Raw genomic sequence first — 20,074 nt, forward strand, 5'->3', positions numbered from 1 at the left:
CGCTCGTACACATGGGATATCTGACGCTTGTCGGCGCCATCGCGGCCGAGGTGGCGGCGACGACCGCCATGAAGTACAGCGACGGCTTCAGCAAGCTCTGGCCGTCCCTTCTGACGTTCCTCGGTTATGTCGTCTCCTTCACCCTGCTCGCCCAGACCCTCAAGACCGTCGGCATAGGCACGGCCTACGCGATCTGGGCCGGCGTGGGCACCGCGACGATCGCCGTCCTCGGGCTCTGGCTGTTCGACGAGAAGCTGACCTTCACCAAGGTCGCCGGAATCCTGCTCATCGTGGGCGGCGTGGTGGTGCTGAACCTCGGGGGAGCGCACTGATGGCCAGGCGCTACGACCCCGAACGCCGCCAGCGGATCATCGACGCCGCGATCCGAGTCGTAGGACGCAAGGGGCTCGCCGGGCTGACCCACCGCACGGTCGCGGCGGAGGCGGACGTGCCACTGGGCTCCACCACGTACCACTTCAAGACCCTGGACGACCTGATGGTCGCGGCCCTGCGCCAGGCCAACGAGGGCTTCGCCAAGGTGGTCGCCTCACGCGGCGCTCTGGAGAACCCGGACACCGACCTGGCCTCTGAACTCGCCGCCGGGATAGGCGAATGGCTCGCGGGCGACCGCACCGGCGTGGAGCTGGAGTGCGAGCTCTACCTCGCCGCCCTGCGCCGCCCCGCCCTCCGTCCCGTCGCCGCCGAATGGGCCCAGGACCTGGCCGACCGCCTCACCCCGCGCACGGACCCGGTCACCGCACACGCCCTGGTCGCGCTGGTGGACGGCATCTGCCTTCAGGTACTTCTCACCGATGGGACGTACGATGAGGAGTACGCCCGCGAGGCACTGGCGCGGATCATTCCCTCTGGCCCGCGCCAAGCCCCTTGACGAGGGCGGGCGTCGCCTGACCGGAGTGAGCGCTTCAGCTGACCGGCCCGGTCCGCTCAAGACGTCGGCAACGGCAACGTCGCGACCAGGTCGGCGCGGAGACCGACAGCAACGCAAACCTCAGCCGCTCCCTCCGTCTCTCGGTACCCGCAGCAACCCCCCACGGGCCCGCAACCTGAGACGCCACCCCCACCGGTTGGCCCACCCCGCCCCCCGCCGGTTAGGTTGCCCTCATGACCGACACGACTGCACCCAGCACCACCACCGGCGGAGCCGTTGCCGCCGGCCTCGCCACGATCGCCGCAGACGGCACCGTCCTCGACACCTGGTTCCCCGCGCCGGAGCTTTCCGCCGAGCCGGGCCCGTCCGGCACCGAGCGGCTGTCCACCGAGCGGGCCGTGGAACTGCTCGGCGAGGGCGCCGCGAAGGCGATCGGCCCGGACGCCCGCCGTGGCGTAGAGGTGGTAGCAGTCCGCACGGTCATCGCCTCGCTCGGCGCGAAGCCGACCGACGCGCACGACGTCTACCTCCGCCTGCACCTCCTCTCCCACCGCCTGGTCAAGCCGCACGGCCAGAGCCTGGACGGCATGTTCGGCTTCCTCGCCAACGTCGCCTGGACCTCGCTCGGCCCGGTCGCCGTCGACGACATCGAGAAGGCGCGCCTGAACGCCCGCGCCGAGGGCCTGCACCTCCAGGTGACGTCCGTCGACAAGTTCCCGCGCATGACGGACTACGTGGCACCCAAGGGCGTGCGCATCGCCGACGCCGACCGGGTCCGCCTGGGCGCGCACCTCGCCGAGGGCACGACGGTCATGCACGAGGGCTTCGTCAACTTCAACGCGGGCACGCTCGGCACGTCGATGGTCGAGGGCCGTATCTCCGCGGGCGTCGTCGTCGGCGACGGCTCGGACATCGGCGGCGGCGCGTCCACGATGGGCACCCTGTCCGGTGGCGGCAACGTGATCATCTCCATCGGCGAGCGCTGCCTGATCGGCGCCGAGGCGGGCGTCGGCATCCCGCTCGGCGACGAGTGCGTGGTCGAGGCGGGCCTCTACGTCACCGCCGGCACCCGCGTCACCATGCCCGACGGCCAGATCATCAAGGCCCGCGAACTCTCCGGCGCCTCCAACATCCTCTTCCGCCGCAACTCGGTCACCGGCACGGTCGAGGCCCGCCCGAACAACGCGGTCTGGGGCGGTCTGAACGAGATCCTGCACAGCCACAACTGATGGTGGGCGGCGGTGACTTGCGGCCGCCTGAACGATCGGCGTCCTGACCTGCTGCTGAACTGCCGGTAGTTGTCGGCGTTGGTCCTCGTTGAGCGCCCTTCCACGGCCCCGTGACGGCCCGGGAGGGCGCTCTTTCGTGAGCACAGATCCCGCCACTCCGCATCATGCGTGCAGCAGCCAACCCCTCGACGTCTTTGGCGCGCTGAGCGCGCTCGACAGTGAGTCAGCTTGGGAAGCTGCGAGGCCGTGGGGCTGATGGAGAAGCAGCCGACCGAAGTCCGTGCGGCCCCGAGGGCCCCTCAGGCCGCCATCAGCGCCGCCAGGGCGCGGTCCATCGCGGCGTTGAACTCTTCTGGCGTCAGCGGGAGACGGGACTTGACGTCCCGACTCCATTGGTCGGCGAGGACCTCGGCGGAGCCCGCCTCGACACCGTCGAGCGCCGCGTCGGCCAGGTCCGACGGAGCGATCTTGTCCACGGGCCAGCCCGCCGCCATGTCGGTGTCGGCCAGGCCGAGATGTACCGCTGTGACGAGCGTGCCCTGCTCGGCGAGCTCCAGGCGGACGCCGTTGGTCATGGCCCAGGCGGCGGCCTTGGTCAGGTGGTAGGCATTGGCGCCCTTGCCCCCGAACCACGACATGGCGGAGAGGACGTTGACGATCGCGCCCCCGCCGTTCCTGGCGAGCGCCGGCGCGAACTCCCGGATCATTCCCAGGTGGCCGAACATGTTGGTCTCCAGCTCGTGCCGCACCGCGTCCAGCGAACCCGTCACCAGGTCGGTCCCCGTACTGATTCCCGCGTTGTTGATGAGGAGCGAGACGTCCGGGGCGGCCTCGGCGGCGGCCCTCACGGATGCGGGATCGGTGATGTCGAGGGGCAGCACCTCGACCCCGGGCAAGTCCACGGTCTCCGGTCGGCGGGCCGTCGCGTAGACCTTGCGGGCGCCCCGTTCGAGCAGGCGCTGGGCGAAGGCGCGGCCCAGGCCGCGGTTGGCTCCGGTGACAAGGGCGACGGAGTTGTTGATATCCATGGCCGGTACGCTAAAACCTGACGCTAACGTCAGAGGCAAGTGCCGGTCGTCAGGGCCAGGGGTGAGAGGAATCACCATGACTGTCACAGTGGGCGCAGCCGAGCGGTTGATCCGCATCGGCGAGGTGGCACGAGGCGCCGGCGTCTCGGTGCGCGCCGTGCGCTACTACGAGCAGCAAGGGCTGCTCATCGCGGAGCGCAGCCCGTCCGGCCAGCGCCTGTACCGGCAGGACGCCATCGCCCGGGTCCGCTTCTTCCAGCAGATGTTCGCCGCCGGCCTCACCAGCCGAAGGATCACCGAACTCATGCCGTGCTGGGACGCCGGGCACACCGACGCCGAGCAACGAGCCATGCTGCGAGCCGAGCGCGAGCGCATCCAGGCCAAGATCGACGACCTGCAGGCCACCCTGGACCACCTCGACAAGGTCATCGCGATCACGGACACGCACCCGTAGGTGCGGTCGGCCAGACGTCTCATCAACGTTCCAGAAAGTCTTCGGTGGGGTCTTTCAGGAAGTCCGGGGTGAACCAGTCACGGGACGATCGAGGCACCGAGAGCAAAAGGATCATCGTGATCCCGCCATAGACCACGAATCCCTGCACGATTGCCACGACCCTGGCGCCACGGTTGCCTTGCCACAGGCCTAGGGCTGTCATGCCAGGTAGGAACCCCAGAAGGACAAACAAGAGTATGGCCGGGTCGCCCTTTGCCAGGGCTCCGACCACACTCAGCAGGAGAAAGAAGACGGCTGGCAGGGCCCAGAGCACAACCGCTGCGATGACCGGTGCGGGTGGTCTCTTTTTCTCAGCTACGGACACCTGACGGAAGGTATCGGCACAGGCGCGGGACCGGTCCCGGATCGCGTTCTCCGGGCCCCGGACGAGAACCCACCCGTACGGGTACACCCCACGCCCCCGCAGCGCACGATCGGGTTACTCCACGTGACCTGATCAAGGTCTAGGCAGATGAACGGGTGGACGCAGCGTCCGATCAACTGCCGAACCGCGTAACAAGGGACTGAGCGATGACGAACGAGCGGGCGAGGACCGTGGCACGGCTGCTGACCGGGGCGGTCACCGCGGTGATGGTGTGCTGGCTCCCGGCGGGTGCCGCACACGCCGACGAGACCAATACGGCCTCGCACAACGGCCCCCGGGTCGGCCTGATCAACGTCGGCCAGGTGGACGACCCGATGGAGGACGTACTGGAGCACTTCCTGCTGTTCGGCGACGACTACCGCTGGGGCTGAGCCTTTCACTTCAGCCGGCGGCCATGAACTCCTCGTACACCCCCAGCAGTCCGTCGACCGCCTCCCGGCCGGCGGGCCGCAGCGGGGCGCGGACCGGGCCCGCGGGTAGGCCCAGTTCATTGAGCAGGGCCTTCGTCGTGACCGTGCCGGGCAGGCCGGCCGACATCATCGACTCGATGAGTGGGGTGGCCCGCTGCTGGAGGCGGGCCGCCTCCGCCGTGTCCCCGGTGTCGAACGCGTCGAGGACGGAGCGGAGTTGGCGTGGGACCACGTTCGCGACCGTGCTGATGTAGCCCGTCGCGCCCACCGCGTACAGGGCGAGGTTGTGTTCGTCGCAGCCCGCGTAGTACGCCAAGTCGGTGCGGGCGAGGACCCTTTGGGTGCCGAGGAAGTCGTACGAGCAGTCCTTGACGGCCACGACTCGGGGGTGCTCGGCGAGGCGGATCACGGTGTCCGGCTCGATGCGGGTGCCGGTGCGGCCGGGGATGTCGTACAGCACGACCGGCAGTCCGGCGGCGTCCGCGATCTCGCGGAAGTGGGCCTCGACGGCGTCCTGCGGGGGCTTGCTGTAGTACGGGGCGACGACCAACAGGCCGTCCGCGCCCGCCTTTTCGGCCTGCAGCGCGAGTTCGACCGTGTGGCGGGTGTCGAAGGTGCCGACGCCCGCCACGATCGACGCGCGCTCGCCCACCGCCTCCCGGACCGCCGCGACGAGCGCCGACTTCTCGGCGTCCGTGGTGGTCGGTGACTCGCCCGTCGTACCGGAGAGCACCAGTCCGTCGCAGCCCTCCGACACCAGCCGCCCGGCGAGCCGCTGCGCGCCGTCGAGGTCGAGCGCGCCCTCCTCGGTGAAGGGCGTGATCATGGCGCAGAGGGCACGGCCGAAGGGGGAGCCGGAAGTCGTCATGGCAGTAGTCTCGGCAGGGCGATCGCTTAGCTCCACTTAATTCTGCTACGAGGTGTGAGTAAGGGTTGCTGCGACATCAGGCGGACGGCCGGCGCACGATCGTTCCAAGGCCCTATGTCCAATCCGGCCCCTCATGGGTCACCATGGCCCAGACGGTCAACCGACGGCAGGTCATGGGAGGCGTCATGAAGCTCGGCAAGGCACTCGCCACCGGAGTCGCGGAAGAGCGGCCGCTCAACCACGAGGAAGAACTCGAACTCCCCGAAGAGATCACGGAAGTCGAGGCGTCCGCGCCCGAAGAGGTGCCGGCCGCCCGATGAGGCTGCGGCTTCCGGAGGAACGCCCGACGGAGCCGCCGACCGGATACAAGATCGCCCACCCGATGCTGTCCCAGGACGGCAGTCGGGCCGGGTTCACCGGTGTGTCGCTGGGCGGCGCGCTGCCGTACGGAGTCCGCGACGAGGCCCGGTGCGTCTACGGACTGCGGCACCGCGCGCCGCACCGCCGCTGCGACTGCGGTTTCCACTGCGTGCACGACCGTACGGCGGCCGAAGCGCTCCTCACCACGGCCGAGCACCGCGCGGCCGTGCTGCTCGAAGTCTCCGTCCTGGGCGCCTACATCCGGTTCGAGCGCGGCTTCCGGTACGCCCGGCAGCGGGTGCGCACCGCGACCGTCGGACCCTGCGCGTGCGGTGCCGTCGCGGCGGCCCTCGCAGACGCCGGCTGGGGCAGGCCCGGCTGGTACGCGCTGGCCCCCTCCTGCGCGGGCTGCGTGCGCGGTCGTACGTCCGTGTCGCTCGCCGGGTTCGCGCGGCTGGCGGGGGAGGGGCTCCGGGTGATCGCGGGGAGCGGCGGTACGGGGATCTCGGCGGCCGGCCTCGGTGTGCCCGAACTCGTCGCGGAGGCCGCCCTGTTGCAGGCCCGCCTCGACTGGTTCCAGACTCAGCTGGCCCGGCTCGGCGAGCGCGGGACGGGCGGTGGCGGAAAGGGGTAGCGGGGGCAGGTGCGGGTACCCGGGTGTTCCGAAAAGCAGGGGCACCATCCGGGAAGGGCACACCGATGACGGACAGGACAGCACCGGAGGTCACGGGCGGCGGGGCCAAGGGGCCCGAGGAACTGCGGCAGCAGCTCGAACACGCCAGGGGCCGACTCGGCCGTACCGTCGAGGAGTTGGCCGACAAGGCCCACCTCAAGACCCGCGCCGCCGACCTCAAGGACAAGGCCGGCGCGATGACCGTGCAGCTGCGCAGCACCGCCACCAAGGCCGGCCACACCGTGGAGCACAACGTCCCGCGTCCCGTCGCGAACGTCGTCCAGGCCGGCCGGCGGCACCCCCGGCCGGTCGTCGTCGCCGGGGCCGCCGCGGGCGCGGTGGTCGCGGCGGGCCTGCTGCGGCGGCGCCACAACGGCCACCACTGAGCCGCGTCGCGTCAGCTCCGGTCGTCCGCCGCGGGAAGTCCTACTCCGCCGAGGACGGTGAGATCCGTGCGGCGGGGCGGGGACGACAGCAGCGCGAGGACGTCCGCGGGGGCCGGGGCACCGGCGGTCGGCGGCGCGGCGAGTGCCGCCTGCGCGTCGGCCTCGCTCCGCCAGACCTCGGTGACATGCACCGTGTCCGGATCGGCCGAGTCCCGGCTGATCAGATAGATCTCACAGCCCGGGAAGCCGTGCAGTCCCTCCGCGACCCTCAGCAGGAGGGCGGCGAGCTCCTCGCCCCTGCCCGGGTGCGCGGTCATGGTCATCAGTCGGCCGGTCATGCCCGCGGATGCGCTTCGCGTATTCATGGGGGAGACGGTAGTGCGCGGGCGGAACGGGCTTGACCTGAAGCTTGGTTGAGGTCGGAGGGTGGTCGGTACAGGCATCGCCCAGCGATCAGGAGGCCGACATGACCCGCCGTACCGACACCCACCCCGACCTCACGCGCCTGGAGGTCGGTGCGCCCTTCTTCAGTACGTGGCGGGTGGGAACGCCCGAGCGGCAGAAGCAGACCGTCGAGGCGATCGCGGCCACCTGGGAAAGCCGTCCGTGGCCCGCCCCTGACCTGCTCGGGTACCACATCTACACCGGCCACGACGGCACAACCCTGATGCACTACTCGCAGTGGGCGAGCGAGCAGGCCTACGAGGCTTTCCGGAAGACGCATCGGCAGGAGCGCAACGACGAGATCGACACCGCGGTGCCGGGCATCGAGCGGCTGCACCTCGGCCGGTACCGGCGCTACCGCAGTGGCGTCCGCGACGGCGACACGCGTATCCCCGGGTGCATTGTGATCGTTGACGTCGAATTCGAGGGGCCCGACCCCGACCGGCAGCGTGCCTGGGTGGACGCGGTCTTCGACGCGTTGGAGAGCGAGGCCCACCCGCATCCCGGCGGGATGTCCGCCCACTTCCACGTGAGCACCGATGGCACCAGGGTCCTCAACTACGCCGAGTGGGAGAGCGCCCAGGCGCATATCGACGCGCTCGCCGCGCCGGGCGACGGGATCGGCTCGGCCACGGCCCAGTGGGAGCGCGTACAGAGTTGGCCGGGCCTGAAGGGCAGCACGGTCAGCCGATACGACCACGCCCTCGGCCTCATCCCCGACTGACCCCACCGAACACTTCACCCTCCTGGACAAAAAAAGTTTTCGGTGAGACCGTGGATCCATGCTGGACGTGACCGTGATCGAGGACCCCGAGGCCGCAGCCGTATCGCTGGACCCCATCAGGGCCCGGCTGCTCGCCGAGCTGGCGGCCGGACCCGCGTCGGCCGCCATGCTGGCCGGCAAAGTGGGGCTGCCCCGGCAGAAGGTGAACTACCACCTCAAGGCGCTGGAGCGGCACGGCCTGGTCGAACTGGCCGGAGAGCGCCGCAAGGGCAATGTCACCGAGCGGCTGATGCAGGCCACCGCGGCGTCGTACGTCATCTCGCCGCTCGCGCTCGCCTCCGTGCAGCCCGACCCGGACCGTTTCCGGGACCAGCTGTCCGCGCGCTGGCTGCTGGCGGTCGGCGCCCGGCTCGTCCGGGACGTCGGTTCGCTGATCACCGGCGCGGCGAAGGCCCGTAAGCGCCTCGCCACCTTCGCGCTGGACGGTGAGGTGCGGTTCGCGTCGGCCGCCGACCGGGCCGCCTTCATCGAGGAGCTCACGGCCGGCGTGAGCGGGCTGATCCGCAAGTACGACGCCCCGGACGCCGAGGGCGGACGCGACCACCGGATCGTCGTGGCCTTCCACCCCACGGTCAAGCCCGAGACCACCCACGAAAGTCAGTGACCAGGAGCGCACCATGTCCAAGGAATTCGAGATCGCCCGCGAGTTTGAGGTCGACGCCACGCCCGAGGAGGTGTGGGAGGCCGTCACCGCCGGAACGGGGGGCTGGCTGTGGCCGATGGAGGCGCCCGAGCCGCGTGAGGGCGGCAAGGGCCCCTTCGGATCCACGATCACCGCCTGGGATCCGCCGCACCGCTACACCAACCGCGTCGAGGACGTCGACGGGATCTCCGAGCAGACCGCCAACCAGCTCGACTACACCATCGAGCCGCGCGACGAGGGCCGGCGCGCCTGGGTGCGGTATGTGCACAGCGGCATCTTCGTCGACGACTGGGACAACCAGTACGACGGCGCCAACCGGCACACCGACTTCTACATGCACACCCTGCGCGAGTACCTCACCCGCTTCCGGGGCCGCTCGCTGACCGCCTTCGCCACCTTCGACGGGCCCGAGGCGTCCAAGACCTCCGACGCGTTCGTCACCGTGGGCCGCGCGCTCGGGCTCGCCGACGACACGGCGGAGGGCGAGCGCGTGCGGGTGCGGGGTCCCGAGGGCCAAGTCATCGATGCCGTGGTCGACTTCCGCAACCCGTACTTCCTCGGCCTGCGCACGGACGACGCGCTGATCCGCTTCTTCGGCCGCAACCACTGGGGCTACATGGTCGGCATGTCCGTCCACGACTTCGCCCCGGGCGCCGACGCCAAGACGGACGAGGACATGTGGAAGGGCTGGCTGAACGGGGTGTTCAGCCAGCCCTGAGCACACGGTGTTACGGGCGGAACCGCAGCACCTGCGGGTCGTGGTCGCTGATCTGGTCGTTGAACTCCGCGTTGATGTGCACGCTGTCGTACGCGAAGTCGCAGCTGTAGCGGATCGACGGGGAGATCAGGATCTGGTCCAGGACCTGGCTGTTGCCCTGGTAGTCGTAGGTGTAACGCTCACTCTTCGGCAGCGACTTGATCGCCGACCACAGGGCGCCGTCGGACTCGAGGATCTTCGTGGTGTCGGAGAACTCGAAGTCGTTGATGTCGCCGAGCGTGATCACATCCGCGTTCCGCTGCTTGGCCAGGATGTCCTTGACGAAGGCGTTCACCGCCGTCGCCTGGGCGTGCCGCTGGGTCTCCGAGCTGCGGACCGGCGGCTGGTACTGCGAGGTCAGACCCTGGTCGCCACCCTTGGAGTTGAAGTGGTTGGCGATCAGGAAGACCGTCTTCCCACGGAAGGTGAACTCGCCGACCAGGGGCTTACGGCTGTTCGCCCAGGCCGTGTCGGCCGGGTCGATACGGCCGGGGGAGGCCGTCAGCTGGGCCCTGCCGTGCACCTTGGTGACGCCGACGGCGGTCGTCGCGTCGCCGCCCGCACGGTCGGTGAAGGAGACCCGCTCCGGGTTGAACAGGAACACCTGGCGGATGTTGCCGCCGGGCTCGCCGCCGTCCGTGTTGTTGGTCGGGTCGATGGAGCGCCAGTCGTACGTCGGCCCGCCCGCGGCGGCGATCGCGTCGATCAGCTTCCGCATCGTCTGATCGGCGGCCACCGTACCGTCGTTGGTCGCGCCGTTGTTGTCCTGGATCTCCTCCAGGGACACGATGTCGGGCGACTGGAGGTTGTTCACGATCGCAGCCGCGTGCTCCTCGAAGGAGGAGTCGGACGGGTCGAGGTTCTCGACGTTGTACGTCGCCACCGCCAGCTCGCTCCGGGACTGCCTGCGGGTCGTCTCCCGCTCCAGGCCGCCACTCTTCAGCGTGCCGATCTCATTGGCGACGAGCGTGTAGCCCCCGAACTGGTTGTAGTCCAGCGGGCCGGAGGTGGCCCCGGCGAGCGTGTCGCCCACGTTCGCGGTCGGGAAGTCGGCGACCTTGCCGAGCGACTGGATCTGCAGTCGGCCGGTGTTCTGCGAGGTGTACGTGCCGTAGACCGTGCCGCCGCGGCGGTTGCGGTTCTCCCACGGCTTCACCGTCACCCACAGCTCGGTGAACGGGTCGGTGGCGCCGACCACGCGGGTGTCGGAGACCTGGACGTTCATGCCCTCCAGGGACTCGTAGCGGTCCAGGGCGTACGCCGACGGCTGCAGCGGCAGGCTGTTGACCGAACCGCTCGCGGCGGTGTCGCCGGCCGGGGCGTAGGCCGCGGGCACCGACTTCGCGTCGATCTTCGTCGCGGCCGGGAGCGCGTTGCCGCTGGAGACGACGGTGATCGTCGGGCGGGTGATCTCCGTCAGCGACTGGTTGCCGGAGGACGCGCCGCCCGGGACGTACTCGGCGATGGTGCCCGAGACCGTGACCGAGTCGCCGACGGCGACCTTCGGGGCGGAGCTGGTGAAGACGAAGACGCCCTCACTCGTGGCCGGATTGTCGTCCGCGCTCTGATCCTGGATCCAGAAGCCCTTGGACGAGCCGTAGGTGCGTACGCCGGTGACGATTCCGGCCACGTCCGTGACCGTCTTTCCGGCGTACGGGGATATTCGGGTGCTGCCCTGAATGTCATGAATGCGCACGGCGTCCGCGTGCGCGGGAGAGGTCAGGGCGATGGTGGACGCCGCGGAACAGACGGCGGCGACGGTGAGCGCGGCGAGGCGCGCGGAACTCCTGCTCGGCAAGGGATCCCTCCGGGGATGTACGTGGGCGCCGGGACGAGAGTGGTGCGAGGTGGTGCAAGGGTGGCGCATGAGGCCCGTATGACGCGCGTAGAAAAGAGTGAACAGCCCAGGAAAGAGTGAACAGTTGTCCCCCTGTTTTCTACGCGCGTCAATCTCCTGCCTGGTCACGCCAGTTGTCAAGGTTTCAGCCATGTACGGGGCCTGACCGGGAGATGAACCGGGCGGCATGGGTGGAAATCCGTCTAGGCTGAGCGTCTAAGTGGTAGAACGCGCCCGAGGAGAACCAGTCCATGTCAGACAGCTCCCCCTTGCCGCCGGTGCGGCTGCACCCCGAAGCGGAGCTGGCGCGGGATGCGCTGTCCACGCCGTTGCTGTCCCGGGCGGCACGGCTCGCCCGCTGGGCCGGACCCGAGACCCGCGTCGACGCCGGCGGCGGACTCGTCGAGGAGCAGTTGCCCGCCGCCGCCGAGGCCCTCGGACTGACCGGCGACGACGCCGCCGCCTGCGCCGGCGAGGCCTGGCGGATCGCCGTCGACACCGGGCTCGTCGAGATCGTCGACGAGGAAGAGGGCACGGTCGTGACCGGCGACGACCTCGCACTGCTCACCGGCGGCTCGCCCCACGACGTGCTCGCGGTGTGGCTCGGGGCGCTGGAGACGGTGCTCGCCGACGCCAGCGTCCCGGACCTCGACGACCTGGTCGAGGCGGTCGACGAGGGCGGCGGCATCGACTTCTCCTCCCTCGACTGGGACCCGGAAGCGGAGGCGCAGTTCCTCGACGGAGTGCTGGCCAACCTGTATCTGCTGACGGTCAGCGAGGACGGCCCGGGCGGCGGTCCGGTGCCGCTGCCCGCGCTCGCCGCGTCCATGATCGTGCCCAGTGACATGGGGGAGCCCACCAACGACGTCCTGGAGCAGGTCTCCGACGCGATGATGCGCCTCGACGACCAGTTCCGGATGCTGGCGCCGGTCGGGCTCGTCGAGTTCCAGCCGGTCGACGAGGCGCTGATGGCCGACGCCGACGAGGAGCCCGCGGCACCGGTCGACGACACGGACGTCTCCCGCTACGGCATGGTCGGGCTGACCCCGCTCGGGCTCTACGGGCTGCGGGCGCGGCTGCTGGAGGCCGGGATCGAGGCGCCGGCCGTCGGCGACCTCGCGGACAAGGGCGCCGACGCGCTGCTCGACGGAACCTCCGTCTTCCCGCCGGCCGCCGCACAGGCCGAGACCGAACAGTGGCTGGCCCGCCGTGAACCCCTTGCCGCGGCACGGGAGTTGCTGGCCGCGGCGCGCGGGTCCGACGAAGGCGCCCCCCTGCGGAGGCTGCGCTGCCAGCAGGCACTGTCACTCGTCGGCGCGGAGGCCGAGCCCGCGCTGCGGGAGGTGCTCGACGACGCGGAACTGGGCGGGCTGGCGCGGGTCTGGCTCACCGAGCACGGGGCACCGGACGTGCCCGCGCCGTCCGAGGCGATGGTGTTCTGGCTGACCATCGACACGGTTGCCGCGCAGCTCGCGGCCGAGGGGAACTCCGAGGAGCTGCGGGGGCTGGTGGAGGGGCTCGCGCAGCAGCACGGGGGGTTCTTCGCGGCGGCTTGGCGGGTGGAGCATCCGGCGACCGCGGATGTGCTGGAGGCGATGGGGCGGTTGCATCCGGACAAGCGGGTTGCCAAGGAGGCGCGGAAGGCGGCGTTCAAGGCGCGGTCGCAACAGGGTGGTTGATCCCGGTTGGCGAGCGCGGGTGGAATGTGGCTGGTCGCGCAGTTCCCCGCGCCCCTTGGGGCGTAGTTCAACCGCCGTTCACACGTGAGCGGGAGCGTGGCGGCCGAATACCGAGGTCCGCCACCCTCCACGGCATACCCACCGTTACAGGAGTACGCATGTCGCTCACCCGCAGGGACTTCGCCAGAAACTCCGCGATCACCGGTGCCGGTGTCGCGCTCGCGGGCAGTGTCGGCGCCCTCGCCACCGCACCGAACGCGCTCGCCTCCACCGACGTCGAGGGCGAGACTGAGGGAACGGACGCCGCGCACGGCCGGGTCGGGTACGGGCCGCTGATCCCCGACCCCGACGGCATCCTCGCGCTGCCCGCCGGCTTCAAGTACCGCGTCCTCACCTACAGCGGCAAGACCAAGCTGGAGTCGGGCGAGACCACCCCCTCCAACCACGACGGCACCGCCGCCTTCGACGGCCCGCGCGGCACCACGCTGCTGGTCAACAACCACGAGATCGGCGGCCCGTACGCCGACGCGGACGCGCCGGTCCCGCTCATCGAGGGCCTCGTCTACGACCCGGCCGCGGCCGGCGGCTGCACGGTCGTCGAGGTGCGCCCCGGTGGCCAGGTCGCCGAGTGGGTCGGCATCGCCGGCACCGCCACCAACTGCGCCGGCGGCAGCACCCCTTGGGACACCTGGCTCACCTGCGAGGAGACCGAGGACAAGGCCGGCTCCCGAGGCATGACCAAGGACCACGGCTACGTCTTCGAGGTCGACCCCTGCGACCGGCGCGCCAACAAGAACCCCAAGCCCATCAAGGCGCTGGGCCGCTACGCCCACGAGGCCGTCGTCATCGACCCCAAGCGCGGCCACGCCTACCTGACCGAGGACGCGTCCAACCCCAACGGCCTGCTGTACCGCTGGACCCCGCCCGAGGGCTTCCGCCACGGCCGCGGCAAGCTGCGCACCCTCGCCGACGACGCGGGCACGTTCGAGGCCTTCAAGTGCTTCGACTCCGGCGGCAAGTTCGTCGACGACCTCTCCCGCGCCACGAAGATCGGCACGGTCTACGGCGTCGACTGGATCGACGTCCCCGACCGCGACGCCAGGACGACGTCCGTGCGCAAGCAGTTCACCACCGGCCAGGTCACCCGCTGCCGCAAGCTGGAGGGCATGTGGTGGGGTGACGGCGGCGCGTACATCGTCTCCTCCTACGCCCGTCAGGAGAGCCCCGGCCAGCCGCACGACGGCCAGGTCTGGTTCTACGACCCCAAGCGCCGCACCCTGACCCTGAAGGTCCTCCTCGGCGTGAACCCCGCCCCGTCCGTCGACGGCGCCTTCGACGGCCCCGACAACATCACCGTCTCCCCGTACGGCGGCATCGTCCTCGCCGAGGACGGCGAGGGAATCTCGCACCTCTTCGGCGCGACCGACAGTGGCCGTACGTACCCCATCGCCCGCAACGACCTGAACGTCGGCACCGAAGAGGAGCCGGAGTACAGCGAGTTCGCCGGCGTCACCTTCTCGCCCGACGGCCGCACTCTGTACGCCAACATCCAGGACCCGGGCATTCTGCTGGCGATCACCGGTCCTTGGAAGCGCCAGAAGCGCGGCTGAATTAATTCATTGGCCCGGCCCGCGGTACGCCTCCTAAAGTGATGTACGTCCAGGTGCGAAGGCAGGACCTACTTCCACTGATAATGGGGCGGCCGCGGGTTCGAGTCCCGCCACCGGTACAACGCGCCGGTGTAGCTCAGGGGTTAGAGCACCTACGTCGGTTCCGCCGGCCTTGAACTCTGGACACCATAATTTCATGCACCTCCCGGTGCGCAGGCTGCGGCTACTTCTCTCTCAAAGAAACCACGCCGCCGCCGACTTGATCTCGGGAGGCGCAGCAGATGGTGTGTGCCCGGTGCGCAGGCCGCGGATACTTCGGGACCTGGTGGGAAACCGTGCGGGTTCGAATCCCGTCATCGACTTCGGGTCGATGTGGCGGAACTGGCAGACGCGCCTGGTGATAAGCGCCGCAGCCGACCTCGACCTCGGGCACATTCCATTTGCTGCGCCTCCCTCCGAAACACGAATGAACACCAACGAATTCGGGGGGAATTCACCATGGCGCGTTTCAACACCAAGAACACCAGGGCACAGCCCACTTCTCGAGTGACGTCGACCGGCCGCGTTCTGCGTACCCACCAGGGCGGCCGGGGCCAGGAGCGTGACGCACGCTCCGAGCTCTTTCTCCTCTCGATCGCCAACTTCGTCGCACAGCAGACCTTTTACGAGAGCGGTGAGGCGCGCGACGACCGGTTCGCCGAGCTCGTACGCCGGCTCGCCGTCGAGGACCCGGAGTGGACCGCGGGCCTGCTCGACTGGCTGCGCGGCGAGGGCAACCTGCGTACGGCCTCGATCGTGGGCGCCGCCGAGTACGTGAAGGCGCGCCTCGACGCCGGTGCGACGGACGGCCCGTCCAACCGGCAGGTCATCGACTCCGTGCTGCGCCGCCCCGACGAGCCCGGCGAGCTGCTCGCGTACTGGACTTCGCGGTACGGCCGAGCCATCCCGAAGCCCGTGAAGCGTGGCGTCGCCGATGCCGTACGCCGCCTCTACAGCGCCAAGTCGCTCCTGAAGTACGACACGGCGTCCAAGGGCTACCGCTTCGGCGACATCCTGAACCTGGTGCACGCCGCGCCGGACCCGCAGAAGCCGTGGCAGGGCGACCTGTTCCAGTACGCCCTCGACCGCCGGCACCACCCGGACACGGCAGTGGTGCCCAAGTCGCTGCCGGTGCTGGCGGCCCACCGTGACCTGATGGCACTGCGGCCCGCCAAGCGGCGCAAGGTCGTGACCGGTTCGGGCGGCGCGCGGCGTCTCGCGGACGCGGGCATCACCTGGGAGGCGCTGGCCGGCTGGCTGCAGGGCCCGATGGACAAGGCGGCCTGGGAAGCCGTGATCCCGTCCATGGGCGCCATGGCGCTGGTCCGCAATCTGCGGAACTTCGACGAGGCCGGGGTCTCCGACGAGGTGGCGGCCCAGGTCGCCGCGAAGATCAGCGACCCGGCGGAGGTGGCGCGCTCGCGGCAGTTCCCGTTCCGCTACCTCGCCGCGTATCAGCACGCGCCGTCGCTGCGCTGGTCGTACCCGCTGGAGCAGGCACTCGGCCACTCGCTGGCCAACGTGCCCGCGCTGCCGGGCCGCACGCTGGTGCTCGTCGACCGCTCGGGTTCGATGTTCTACTCGCGGCTGTCCGACCGCTCGGAGTTGAACCGGGCGGACGCCGCGGCGATCTTCGGCACGGCGCTCGCTCTGCGGGCGGCGGACGCGGATCTGGTGGAGTTCGGTACGAGCAGCAAGCGGATCCGGTTCCGCAAGGGCGAGTCCGTGCTGAGGGTGCTCGATCGCTTCGGTGACCTCGGCGGTACCAACACCACCGAAGCGGTACGGCGCCACTACAAGAAGCACGACCGCGTCCTGATCGTCACCGATGAGCAGGCCGCGTACAGCTACCACGGCGACCCGACCGAGCAGGTCCCCGCCGACGTGCCGGTCTACACCTGGAATCTCGCCGGGTACCGGGCGGGCCACGGCCCGTCGGGCAAGGGCAACCGCCACACCTTCGGCGGCCTCTCGGACGCGGCGTTCCGGATGGTGCCGCTTCTGGAGAGCGCTCGGGACGCCGACTGGCCCTGGGCCGCGTAGGCAGGGTGTGCCCCGCACTTCGGTGCGGGGCACACCCTTGCCTGCCCTCGTGATTGACATCTAACATTTCAGTTTGTGGAAGCCATACCGCGCACCCTGCTCCGCGACCGTGCCTACGAGGCGATCCGGGACGCCATCGTCGCCGGTGAGATCGAGCCCGGTGCGGTCGTGCGGGACGCCGAGTTCGCCCAGCGGCTCGGGCTGTCGCGGGCGCCGGTGCGGGAGGCGTTCTCGCGGCTCGTGGACGAGGGGCTGTTGGAGAGCAAGCCGCAGAGCTATACGCGGGTGACGCCGGTCGTCGCGGCCGACGTGCGGGACGCGGCGGCCGTTGTCGGAGCCATGCACGAGCTGGCCACCCGGGTCGCCGTGCCCCGGCTGTTCGCCGCGGACATCGAGAAGATGCGTGCCGCCAACGAGCGGTTCGCCGCCGCCGTCCGCGCGGGCGATGTCGACACCGCCCTGCGCGCCGACGACGAACTGCACGACGTCCTCGTCCGGGTCAGCGGCAACCGTGCCGCCGCGGCCACCGTCGCCCGCTACACCCCCCTCATCCGCCGGCTGGAGCGACGCCGCTTCGGCGAGGGCGGCACCTGCCGTTCGCCGGGGCTGCACGAACGGCTGATCGCGGCCTGCGGGGACAAGGACGTGGACGAGGCGGTCCGCGTCACGGCCGAGATCTGGCGCACCCTCGTGGACCTGGCCGACCCCGACTGAGCCAAGGAGGCTCCATGTCCCTCTCCTCGTACGAGCGTTACCCCCTGCTCTTCGGCCCCTCACCGGTGCACCGGCTGGAGCGCCTCACCGAACACCTCGGCGGCGCGTCCCTCTGGGCCAAGCGCGAGGACTGCAACTCCGGGGTCGCCTACGGCGGCAACAAGACCCGCAAGCTGGAGTACCTGGTCGCCGACGCGCTCGCGCAGGGCTGCGACACGCTCGTCTCCATCGGCGGGGTGCAGTCCAACCACACGCGTCAGGTCGCCGCCTGTGCCGCCCGCGCCGGGCTCAAGTGCGTGCTGGTGCAGGAGAGCTGGGTGGAGTGGCCCGACTCGGTGTACGACAAGGTCGGCAACATCCTCATCAGCCGTCTCGCCGGCGCGGACGTACGACTCGTGCGCGCGGGGTTCGGGATCGGCTTCAAGGAGAGCTGGGAACAGGCCCTGCGCGAGGTGGAGGAGGCGGGCGGCACACCGTACGCCATCCCCGCCGGCGCCTCCGACCATCCGCTCGGCGGCCTCGGCTTCGCCGCGTGGGCCTACGAAGTCGCCGATCAGGAACGGGAGTCGGGCGTCTTCTTCGACACCGTGATCGTCTGCTCGGTCACCGGGTCGACGCAGGCCGGCATGGTCGCCGGATTCCGTGCGCTGGAGGAGGCGGGCGGGCGCCCGCGGCGCGTGATCGGTATCGACGCGTCCGCCGAGCCCGTCCGCACCCGGGAGCAGATCGCGCGTATCGCGCAGAACACCGGGCAACTCATCGGCGTACAGAAGGAGTTGACGGAAGCCGACGTCGAGCTGGACGAGCGCTACCACGCGGGCACGTACGGAATTCCCGACGAGGCGACGCTCGCGGCGATGCGGCTCGCCGCCCGGACCGAGGGGATGGTCACCGACCCCGTGTATGAGGGGAAGTCGATGGCCGGGATGATCGACCTCGTCTCGCGGGGCGAGCTCGGCCGGGACGCCACCGTGCTCTACGCCCATCTCGGCGGGCAGCCCGCGCTGAACGCGTACAGCGCGCTGTTCTAGACAACCGCAAGCCGGGCCGCCCTCACGGTCGGGGCGCCCCGGCGTTCGTATCGACCGGCCGCTACAGCGACTGGGCCGCGGGCTTCACCATGCCCCGCACCGTGCGGGACTTCACGAAGTCGCCCATCGCCGTCATCTCCCACTCACCGGAGAACTGGCGGATGAGCTTGGCCATGATCACGCCCGTCTGCGGTTCGGCGCTGGTGAGGTCGAAGCGGACCAGCTCCTCGCCGGTCGAGGCGTCCAGGAGGCGGCAGTAGGCCTTGGCGACCTCGGTGAACTTCTGGCCGGAGAAGGAGTTCACGGTGAAGACCAGGCCGGTGACCTCCTGCGGGAGACGGCCGAGGTCCACGGTGATCACCTCGTCGTCTCCGCCGCCCTCGCCGGTGAGGTTGTCGCCGGAGTGGCGGATCGCGCCGTTCACGATCTGGAGCTTGCCGAAGTAGCAGCTGTCGATGTGGTTGCGCTGCGGGCCGTACGCGATGACCGAGGCGTCCAGGTCGATGTCCTTGCCGCGGTACGCCGGCTCCCAGCCGAGGCCCATCTGGACCTGGGAGAGCAGGGGGCGGCCGCCCTTCATCAGGGACACGGTCTGGTTCTTCTGGAGGCTGACCCGGCCCTTGTCGAGGTTGATCTTTCCGGCGCCCGGGGCGGGGGCCGGAGGCGCCGCCGGGGTGGACAGGGGCGGGGCCGGCGGGGTGACCGGGGGCTGCATCGTGGGCGTGGGTGCCGGCGGGGGCGGGGTGACCGGCTGGGGCGGTGCCACGGGAGCCGGGGTGGGGGCCGGTTCCTCCACGCTGACGCCGAAGTCGGTGGCGATGCCGGCCAGGCCGTTGGCGTATCCCTGGCCCACCGCGCGGGCCTTCCAGACGCCGTTGCGCAGATAGATCTCCACGACCACCAGGGCCGTCTCGGCGCCGAGCTGCGGGGGCGTGAAGGTGGCCAGGGCGCTGTTGTCGTCCGCGTTGCGGATCGTGGCGGTCGGTTCGATGCCCTGGAAGGTCTGGCCCGCGGCGTCCGGGCTCGCCGTGACGACGATCTTCTCGATGCCGGGGGGTACGGCCGCGGTGTCGACCGTGATCGCGTCGGGGGCGGTGCCGCCGCCCGAGCGGTACGTCACGCCCGGGCCCGCGGGTTGGTTGTAGAAGATGAAGTCGTCGTCCGAGCGCACCTTGCCGTCGGCGGTGAGCAGCAGGCCCGAAACGTCGAGCCGCACCGGGGCGGCGACGTCCACCGTGACGCGTGCGGTGGGGAGAGGGATGTTCGAGCCGGGGGTCATAGCTGTCATGCCCGGTGAACGAGCGAGGGTGTTTTGCCGTTCCCTTACCTGGGGGCCAATTGGCTGAGTGGGGTTCAGTGGCGGTTGCGGGGGTGGTTGCGCGCCGTGCGTTCGTTGCCGCGTTTGTAGTTGCCGGTCCAGCGGGCCATGACGAGTTGTGGGTCGGCCGTGGTGACCTCGTGGCGGAACTGGTCCGCTCGGGAGCCGCGCAGGATGGTGGCCTGGCGGCCGGAGTGCGTGATCAGGACGGTGCCGTCCGGGCGGTCCTCGTACTGGAAGCCTTGTGGTTTCGGCATGGTCGCGATCGTACGGACGCGAGATGGTCCGGCCCATCGATTTTCGCCCCCGCCGCCCCTACCCGTCCCATCCCTGGGGGCTGCCGCCCCCAGACCCCCGCTTCGGCCCTGAACGGGCCTCGTCCTCAATCGCCGGACGGGCTGGATGATGCCGGCCGGCGCCGAGAAGCTAGCGCCCCAGCGGGTGGGTGGGGGTT

Annotated in this window: 23 protein-coding genes; 16 read left to right on the plus strand and 7 right to left on the minus strand. The window is 70.3% G+C overall.

Annotated elements, in window-relative coordinates:
- Positions 1-11: 11 nt before the first annotated feature.
- The 3 genes from ACTWQO_RS40495 (at position 12) to dapD (ending at position 2,118) form a co-directional block, all read left to right on the plus strand.
- Entirely contained in the window at positions 12-332 is a 321-nt protein-coding gene (locus tag ACTWQO_RS40495) for a DMT family transporter (RefSeq protein WP_443242371.1), read from the plus strand.
- Positions 332-889, plus strand: coding sequence for a TetR/AcrR family transcriptional regulator (locus tag ACTWQO_RS40500; protein WP_443242372.1), 558 nt, complete (start codon positions 332-334; stop codon positions 887-889). The genes ACTWQO_RS40495 and ACTWQO_RS40500 overlap by 1 nt, the downstream gene beginning before the upstream one ends.
- Before the next feature lie 233 nt (positions 890-1,122).
- A complete protein-coding gene (gene dapD, locus ACTWQO_RS40505; protein ID WP_443242373.1) occupies positions 1,123-2,118 on the plus strand; it encodes a 2,3,4,5-tetrahydropyridine-2,6-dicarboxylate N-succinyltransferase in 996 nt (331 codons plus the stop codon).
- A gap of 299 nt (positions 2,119-2,417) precedes the next feature.
- On the opposite strand, the gene ACTWQO_RS40510 is transcribed toward dapD, so the two are convergent.
- Positions 2,418-3,146: an SDR family oxidoreductase gene (locus ACTWQO_RS40510; RefSeq protein WP_443242374.1), complete on the minus strand. Its 729-nt coding sequence runs from the start codon at positions 3,144-3,146 to the stop codon at positions 2,418-2,420.
- Between the two features lie 76 nt (positions 3,147-3,222).
- Here ACTWQO_RS40510 and ACTWQO_RS40515 point away from each other — a divergent pair, with 76 nt between their 5' ends.
- A complete protein-coding gene (locus tag ACTWQO_RS40515) occupies positions 3,223-3,600 on the plus strand; it encodes a MerR family transcriptional regulator (RefSeq protein WP_443242375.1) in 378 nt (125 codons plus the stop codon).
- A gap of 22 nt (positions 3,601-3,622) precedes the next feature.
- On the opposite strand, the gene ACTWQO_RS40520 is transcribed toward ACTWQO_RS40515, so the two are convergent.
- Entirely contained in the window at positions 3,623-3,964 is a 342-nt protein-coding gene (locus ACTWQO_RS40520) for a hypothetical protein (RefSeq protein WP_443242376.1), read from the minus strand.
- 206 nt (positions 3,965-4,170) lie between these two features.
- Here ACTWQO_RS40520 and ACTWQO_RS40525 point away from each other — a divergent pair, with 206 nt between their 5' ends.
- Positions 4,171-4,395 carry a hypothetical protein gene (locus ACTWQO_RS40525; RefSeq protein WP_443242377.1) on the plus strand — a complete coding sequence of 75 codons (225 nt, stop codon included), beginning with the start codon at positions 4,171-4,173 and terminating at the stop codon, positions 4,393-4,395.
- A gap of 10 nt (positions 4,396-4,405) precedes the next feature.
- On the opposite strand, the gene dapA is transcribed toward ACTWQO_RS40525, so the two are convergent.
- Positions 4,406-5,302 carry a 4-hydroxy-tetrahydrodipicolinate synthase gene (dapA, locus tag ACTWQO_RS40530; protein ID WP_443242378.1) on the minus strand — a complete coding sequence of 299 codons (897 nt, stop codon included), beginning with the start codon at positions 5,300-5,302 and terminating at the stop codon, positions 4,406-4,408.
- Between the two features lie 143 nt (positions 5,303-5,445).
- Here dapA and ACTWQO_RS40535 point away from each other — a divergent pair, with 143 nt between their 5' ends.
- The 3 genes from ACTWQO_RS40535 (at position 5,446) to ACTWQO_RS40545 (ending at position 6,721) form a co-directional block, all read left to right on the plus strand.
- Positions 5,446-5,622: a hypothetical protein gene (locus ACTWQO_RS40535; protein ID WP_443242379.1), complete on the plus strand. Its 177-nt coding sequence runs from the start codon at positions 5,446-5,448 to the stop codon at positions 5,620-5,622.
- The gene (locus tag ACTWQO_RS40540) at positions 5,619-6,296 is read left to right on the plus strand and encodes a hypothetical protein (RefSeq protein ID WP_443242380.1); all 678 of its coding nucleotides are present in this window, start codon (positions 5,619-5,621) and stop codon (positions 6,294-6,296) included. The genes ACTWQO_RS40535 and ACTWQO_RS40540 overlap by 4 nt, the downstream gene beginning before the upstream one ends.
- A gap of 65 nt (positions 6,297-6,361) precedes the next feature.
- Complete coding sequence (locus ACTWQO_RS40545) at positions 6,362-6,721, plus strand: DUF3618 domain-containing protein (protein ID WP_443242381.1); 360 nt, start codon at positions 6,362-6,364, stop codon at positions 6,719-6,721.
- A gap of 11 nt (positions 6,722-6,732) precedes the next feature.
- Here the strand turns inward: ACTWQO_RS40545 and ACTWQO_RS40550 are convergent, their stop codons facing one another.
- The gene (locus tag ACTWQO_RS40550; RefSeq protein ID WP_443242382.1) at positions 6,733-7,086 is read right to left on the minus strand and encodes a putative quinol monooxygenase; all 354 of its coding nucleotides are present in this window, start codon (positions 7,084-7,086) and stop codon (positions 6,733-6,735) included.
- Positions 7,087-7,187: 101 nt separating this feature from the next.
- Between ACTWQO_RS40550 and ACTWQO_RS40555 the strand changes: the two genes are divergently transcribed.
- Genes ACTWQO_RS40555 through ACTWQO_RS40565 form a run of 3 tightly spaced genes read left to right on the plus strand, consistent with a single transcriptional unit; the run spans position 7,188 to position 9,310 of the window.
- Complete coding sequence (locus ACTWQO_RS40555; RefSeq protein WP_443242383.1) at positions 7,188-7,889, plus strand: antibiotic biosynthesis monooxygenase; 702 nt, start codon at positions 7,188-7,190, stop codon at positions 7,887-7,889.
- Positions 7,890-7,947: 58 nt separating this feature from the next.
- Positions 7,948-8,553 carry an ArsR/SmtB family transcription factor gene (locus tag ACTWQO_RS40560; protein WP_443242384.1) on the plus strand — a complete coding sequence of 202 codons (606 nt, stop codon included), beginning with the start codon at positions 7,948-7,950 and terminating at the stop codon, positions 8,551-8,553.
- Between the two features lie 13 nt (positions 8,554-8,566).
- Positions 8,567-9,310 carry an SRPBCC family protein gene (locus ACTWQO_RS40565; protein ID WP_443242385.1) on the plus strand — a complete coding sequence of 248 codons (744 nt, stop codon included), beginning with the start codon at positions 8,567-8,569 and terminating at the stop codon, positions 9,308-9,310.
- A 10-nt stretch (positions 9,311-9,320) separates the two neighbouring features.
- Here ACTWQO_RS40565 and ACTWQO_RS40570 read toward each other — a convergent pair whose 3' ends face one another.
- Entirely contained in the window at positions 9,321-11,147 is a 1,827-nt protein-coding gene (locus ACTWQO_RS40570; RefSeq protein ID WP_443242386.1) for an endonuclease/exonuclease/phosphatase family protein, read from the minus strand.
- A 290-nt stretch (positions 11,148-11,437) separates the two neighbouring features.
- Between ACTWQO_RS40570 and ACTWQO_RS40575 the strand changes: the two genes are divergently transcribed.
- The 5 genes from ACTWQO_RS40575 (at position 11,438) to ACTWQO_RS40595 (ending at position 18,302) form a co-directional block, all read left to right on the plus strand.
- The gene (locus ACTWQO_RS40575) at positions 11,438-12,865 is read left to right on the plus strand and encodes a hypothetical protein (RefSeq protein ID WP_443242387.1); all 1,428 of its coding nucleotides are present in this window, start codon (positions 11,438-11,440) and stop codon (positions 12,863-12,865) included.
- Between the two features lie 158 nt (positions 12,866-13,023).
- Positions 13,024-14,475: an alkaline phosphatase PhoX gene (locus ACTWQO_RS40580; protein ID WP_443242388.1), complete on the plus strand. Its 1,452-nt coding sequence runs from the start codon at positions 13,024-13,026 to the stop codon at positions 14,473-14,475.
- 498 nt (positions 14,476-14,973) lie between these two features.
- Positions 14,974-16,557, plus strand: a complete 1,584-nt coding sequence (locus ACTWQO_RS40585) for a TROVE domain-containing protein (RefSeq protein ID WP_443242389.1) — start codon at positions 14,974-14,976, stop codon at positions 16,555-16,557.
- A gap of 84 nt (positions 16,558-16,641) precedes the next feature.
- Complete coding sequence (locus ACTWQO_RS40590) at positions 16,642-17,271, plus strand: GntR family transcriptional regulator (RefSeq protein ID WP_443242394.1); 630 nt, start codon at positions 16,642-16,644, stop codon at positions 17,269-17,271.
- A gap of 14 nt (positions 17,272-17,285) precedes the next feature.
- A complete protein-coding gene (locus ACTWQO_RS40595) occupies positions 17,286-18,302 on the plus strand; it encodes a 1-aminocyclopropane-1-carboxylate deaminase (RefSeq protein ID WP_443242390.1) in 1,017 nt (338 codons plus the stop codon).
- A gap of 61 nt (positions 18,303-18,363) precedes the next feature.
- On the opposite strand, the gene ACTWQO_RS40600 is transcribed toward ACTWQO_RS40595, so the two are convergent.
- Positions 18,364-19,581 (minus strand): TerD family protein, encoded by a 1,218-nt coding sequence (locus tag ACTWQO_RS40600; RefSeq protein ID WP_443242395.1) that lies wholly within the window; start codon positions 19,579-19,581, stop codon positions 18,364-18,366.
- A gap of 74 nt (positions 19,582-19,655) precedes the next feature.
- Complete coding sequence (locus ACTWQO_RS40605) at positions 19,656-19,877, minus strand: hypothetical protein (protein ID WP_443242391.1); 222 nt, start codon at positions 19,875-19,877, stop codon at positions 19,656-19,658.
- Positions 19,878-20,074 lie beyond the last annotated feature (197 nt).

Source organism: Streptomyces sp. 4N124 (genome assembly GCF_052245395.1).
In the GTDB taxonomy this organism is placed as follows: Bacteria; Actinomycetota; Actinomycetes; order Streptomycetales; family Streptomycetaceae; genus Streptomyces.

What these genes read in the sequence shown, in the direction of transcription:
- ACTWQO_RS40495 (WP_443242371.1), top strand. Translation starts at nt 12, where the DNA reads ATGGGATATCTGACGCTTGTCGGCGCCATCGCGGCCGAGGTGGCGGCG.
- ACTWQO_RS40500 (WP_443242372.1), top strand. Translation starts at nt 332, where the DNA reads ATGGCCAGGCGCTACGACCCCGAACGCCGCCAGCGGATCATCGACGCC.
- dapD (WP_443242373.1), top strand. Translation starts at nt 1,123, where the DNA reads ATGACCGACACGACTGCACCCAGCACCACCACCGGCGGAGCCGTTGCC.
- ACTWQO_RS40510 (WP_443242374.1), bottom strand. Translation starts at nt 3,146, where the DNA reads ATGGATATCAACAACTCCGTCGCCCTTGTCACCGGAGCCAACCGCGGC.
- ACTWQO_RS40515 (WP_443242375.1), top strand. Translation starts at nt 3,223, where the DNA reads ATGACTGTCACAGTGGGCGCAGCCGAGCGGTTGATCCGCATCGGCGAG.
- ACTWQO_RS40525 (WP_443242377.1), top strand. Translation starts at nt 4,171, where the DNA reads ATGACGAACGAGCGGGCGAGGACCGTGGCACGGCTGCTGACCGGGGCG.
- dapA (WP_443242378.1), bottom strand. Translation starts at nt 5,302, where the DNA reads ATGACGACTTCCGGCTCCCCCTTCGGCCGTGCCCTCTGCGCCATGATC.
- ACTWQO_RS40535 (WP_443242379.1), top strand. Translation starts at nt 5,446, where the DNA reads ATGGCCCAGACGGTCAACCGACGGCAGGTCATGGGAGGCGTCATGAAG.
- ACTWQO_RS40540 (WP_443242380.1), top strand. Translation starts at nt 5,619, where the DNA reads ATGAGGCTGCGGCTTCCGGAGGAACGCCCGACGGAGCCGCCGACCGGA.
- ACTWQO_RS40545 (WP_443242381.1), top strand. Translation starts at nt 6,362, where the DNA reads ATGACGGACAGGACAGCACCGGAGGTCACGGGCGGCGGGGCCAAGGGG.
- ACTWQO_RS40550 (WP_443242382.1), bottom strand. Translation starts at nt 7,086, where the DNA reads ATGAATACGCGAAGCGCATCCGCGGGCATGACCGGCCGACTGATGACC.
- ACTWQO_RS40555 (WP_443242383.1), top strand. Translation starts at nt 7,188, where the DNA reads ATGACCCGCCGTACCGACACCCACCCCGACCTCACGCGCCTGGAGGTC.
- ACTWQO_RS40560 (WP_443242384.1), top strand. Translation starts at nt 7,948, where the DNA reads ATGCTGGACGTGACCGTGATCGAGGACCCCGAGGCCGCAGCCGTATCG.
- ACTWQO_RS40565 (WP_443242385.1), top strand. Translation starts at nt 8,567, where the DNA reads ATGTCCAAGGAATTCGAGATCGCCCGCGAGTTTGAGGTCGACGCCACG.
- ACTWQO_RS40575 (WP_443242387.1), top strand. Translation starts at nt 11,438, where the DNA reads ATGTCAGACAGCTCCCCCTTGCCGCCGGTGCGGCTGCACCCCGAAGCG.
- ACTWQO_RS40580 (WP_443242388.1), top strand. Translation starts at nt 13,024, where the DNA reads ATGTCGCTCACCCGCAGGGACTTCGCCAGAAACTCCGCGATCACCGGT.
- ACTWQO_RS40585 (WP_443242389.1), top strand. Translation starts at nt 14,974, where the DNA reads ATGGCGCGTTTCAACACCAAGAACACCAGGGCACAGCCCACTTCTCGA.
- ACTWQO_RS40595 (WP_443242390.1), top strand. Translation starts at nt 17,286, where the DNA reads ATGTCCCTCTCCTCGTACGAGCGTTACCCCCTGCTCTTCGGCCCCTCA.
- ACTWQO_RS40600 (WP_443242395.1), bottom strand. Translation starts at nt 19,581, where the DNA reads ATGACCCCCGGCTCGAACATCCCTCTCCCCACCGCACGCGTCACGGTG.
- ACTWQO_RS40605 (WP_443242391.1), bottom strand. Translation starts at nt 19,877, where the DNA reads ATGCCGAAACCACAAGGCTTCCAGTACGAGGACCGCCCGGACGGCACC.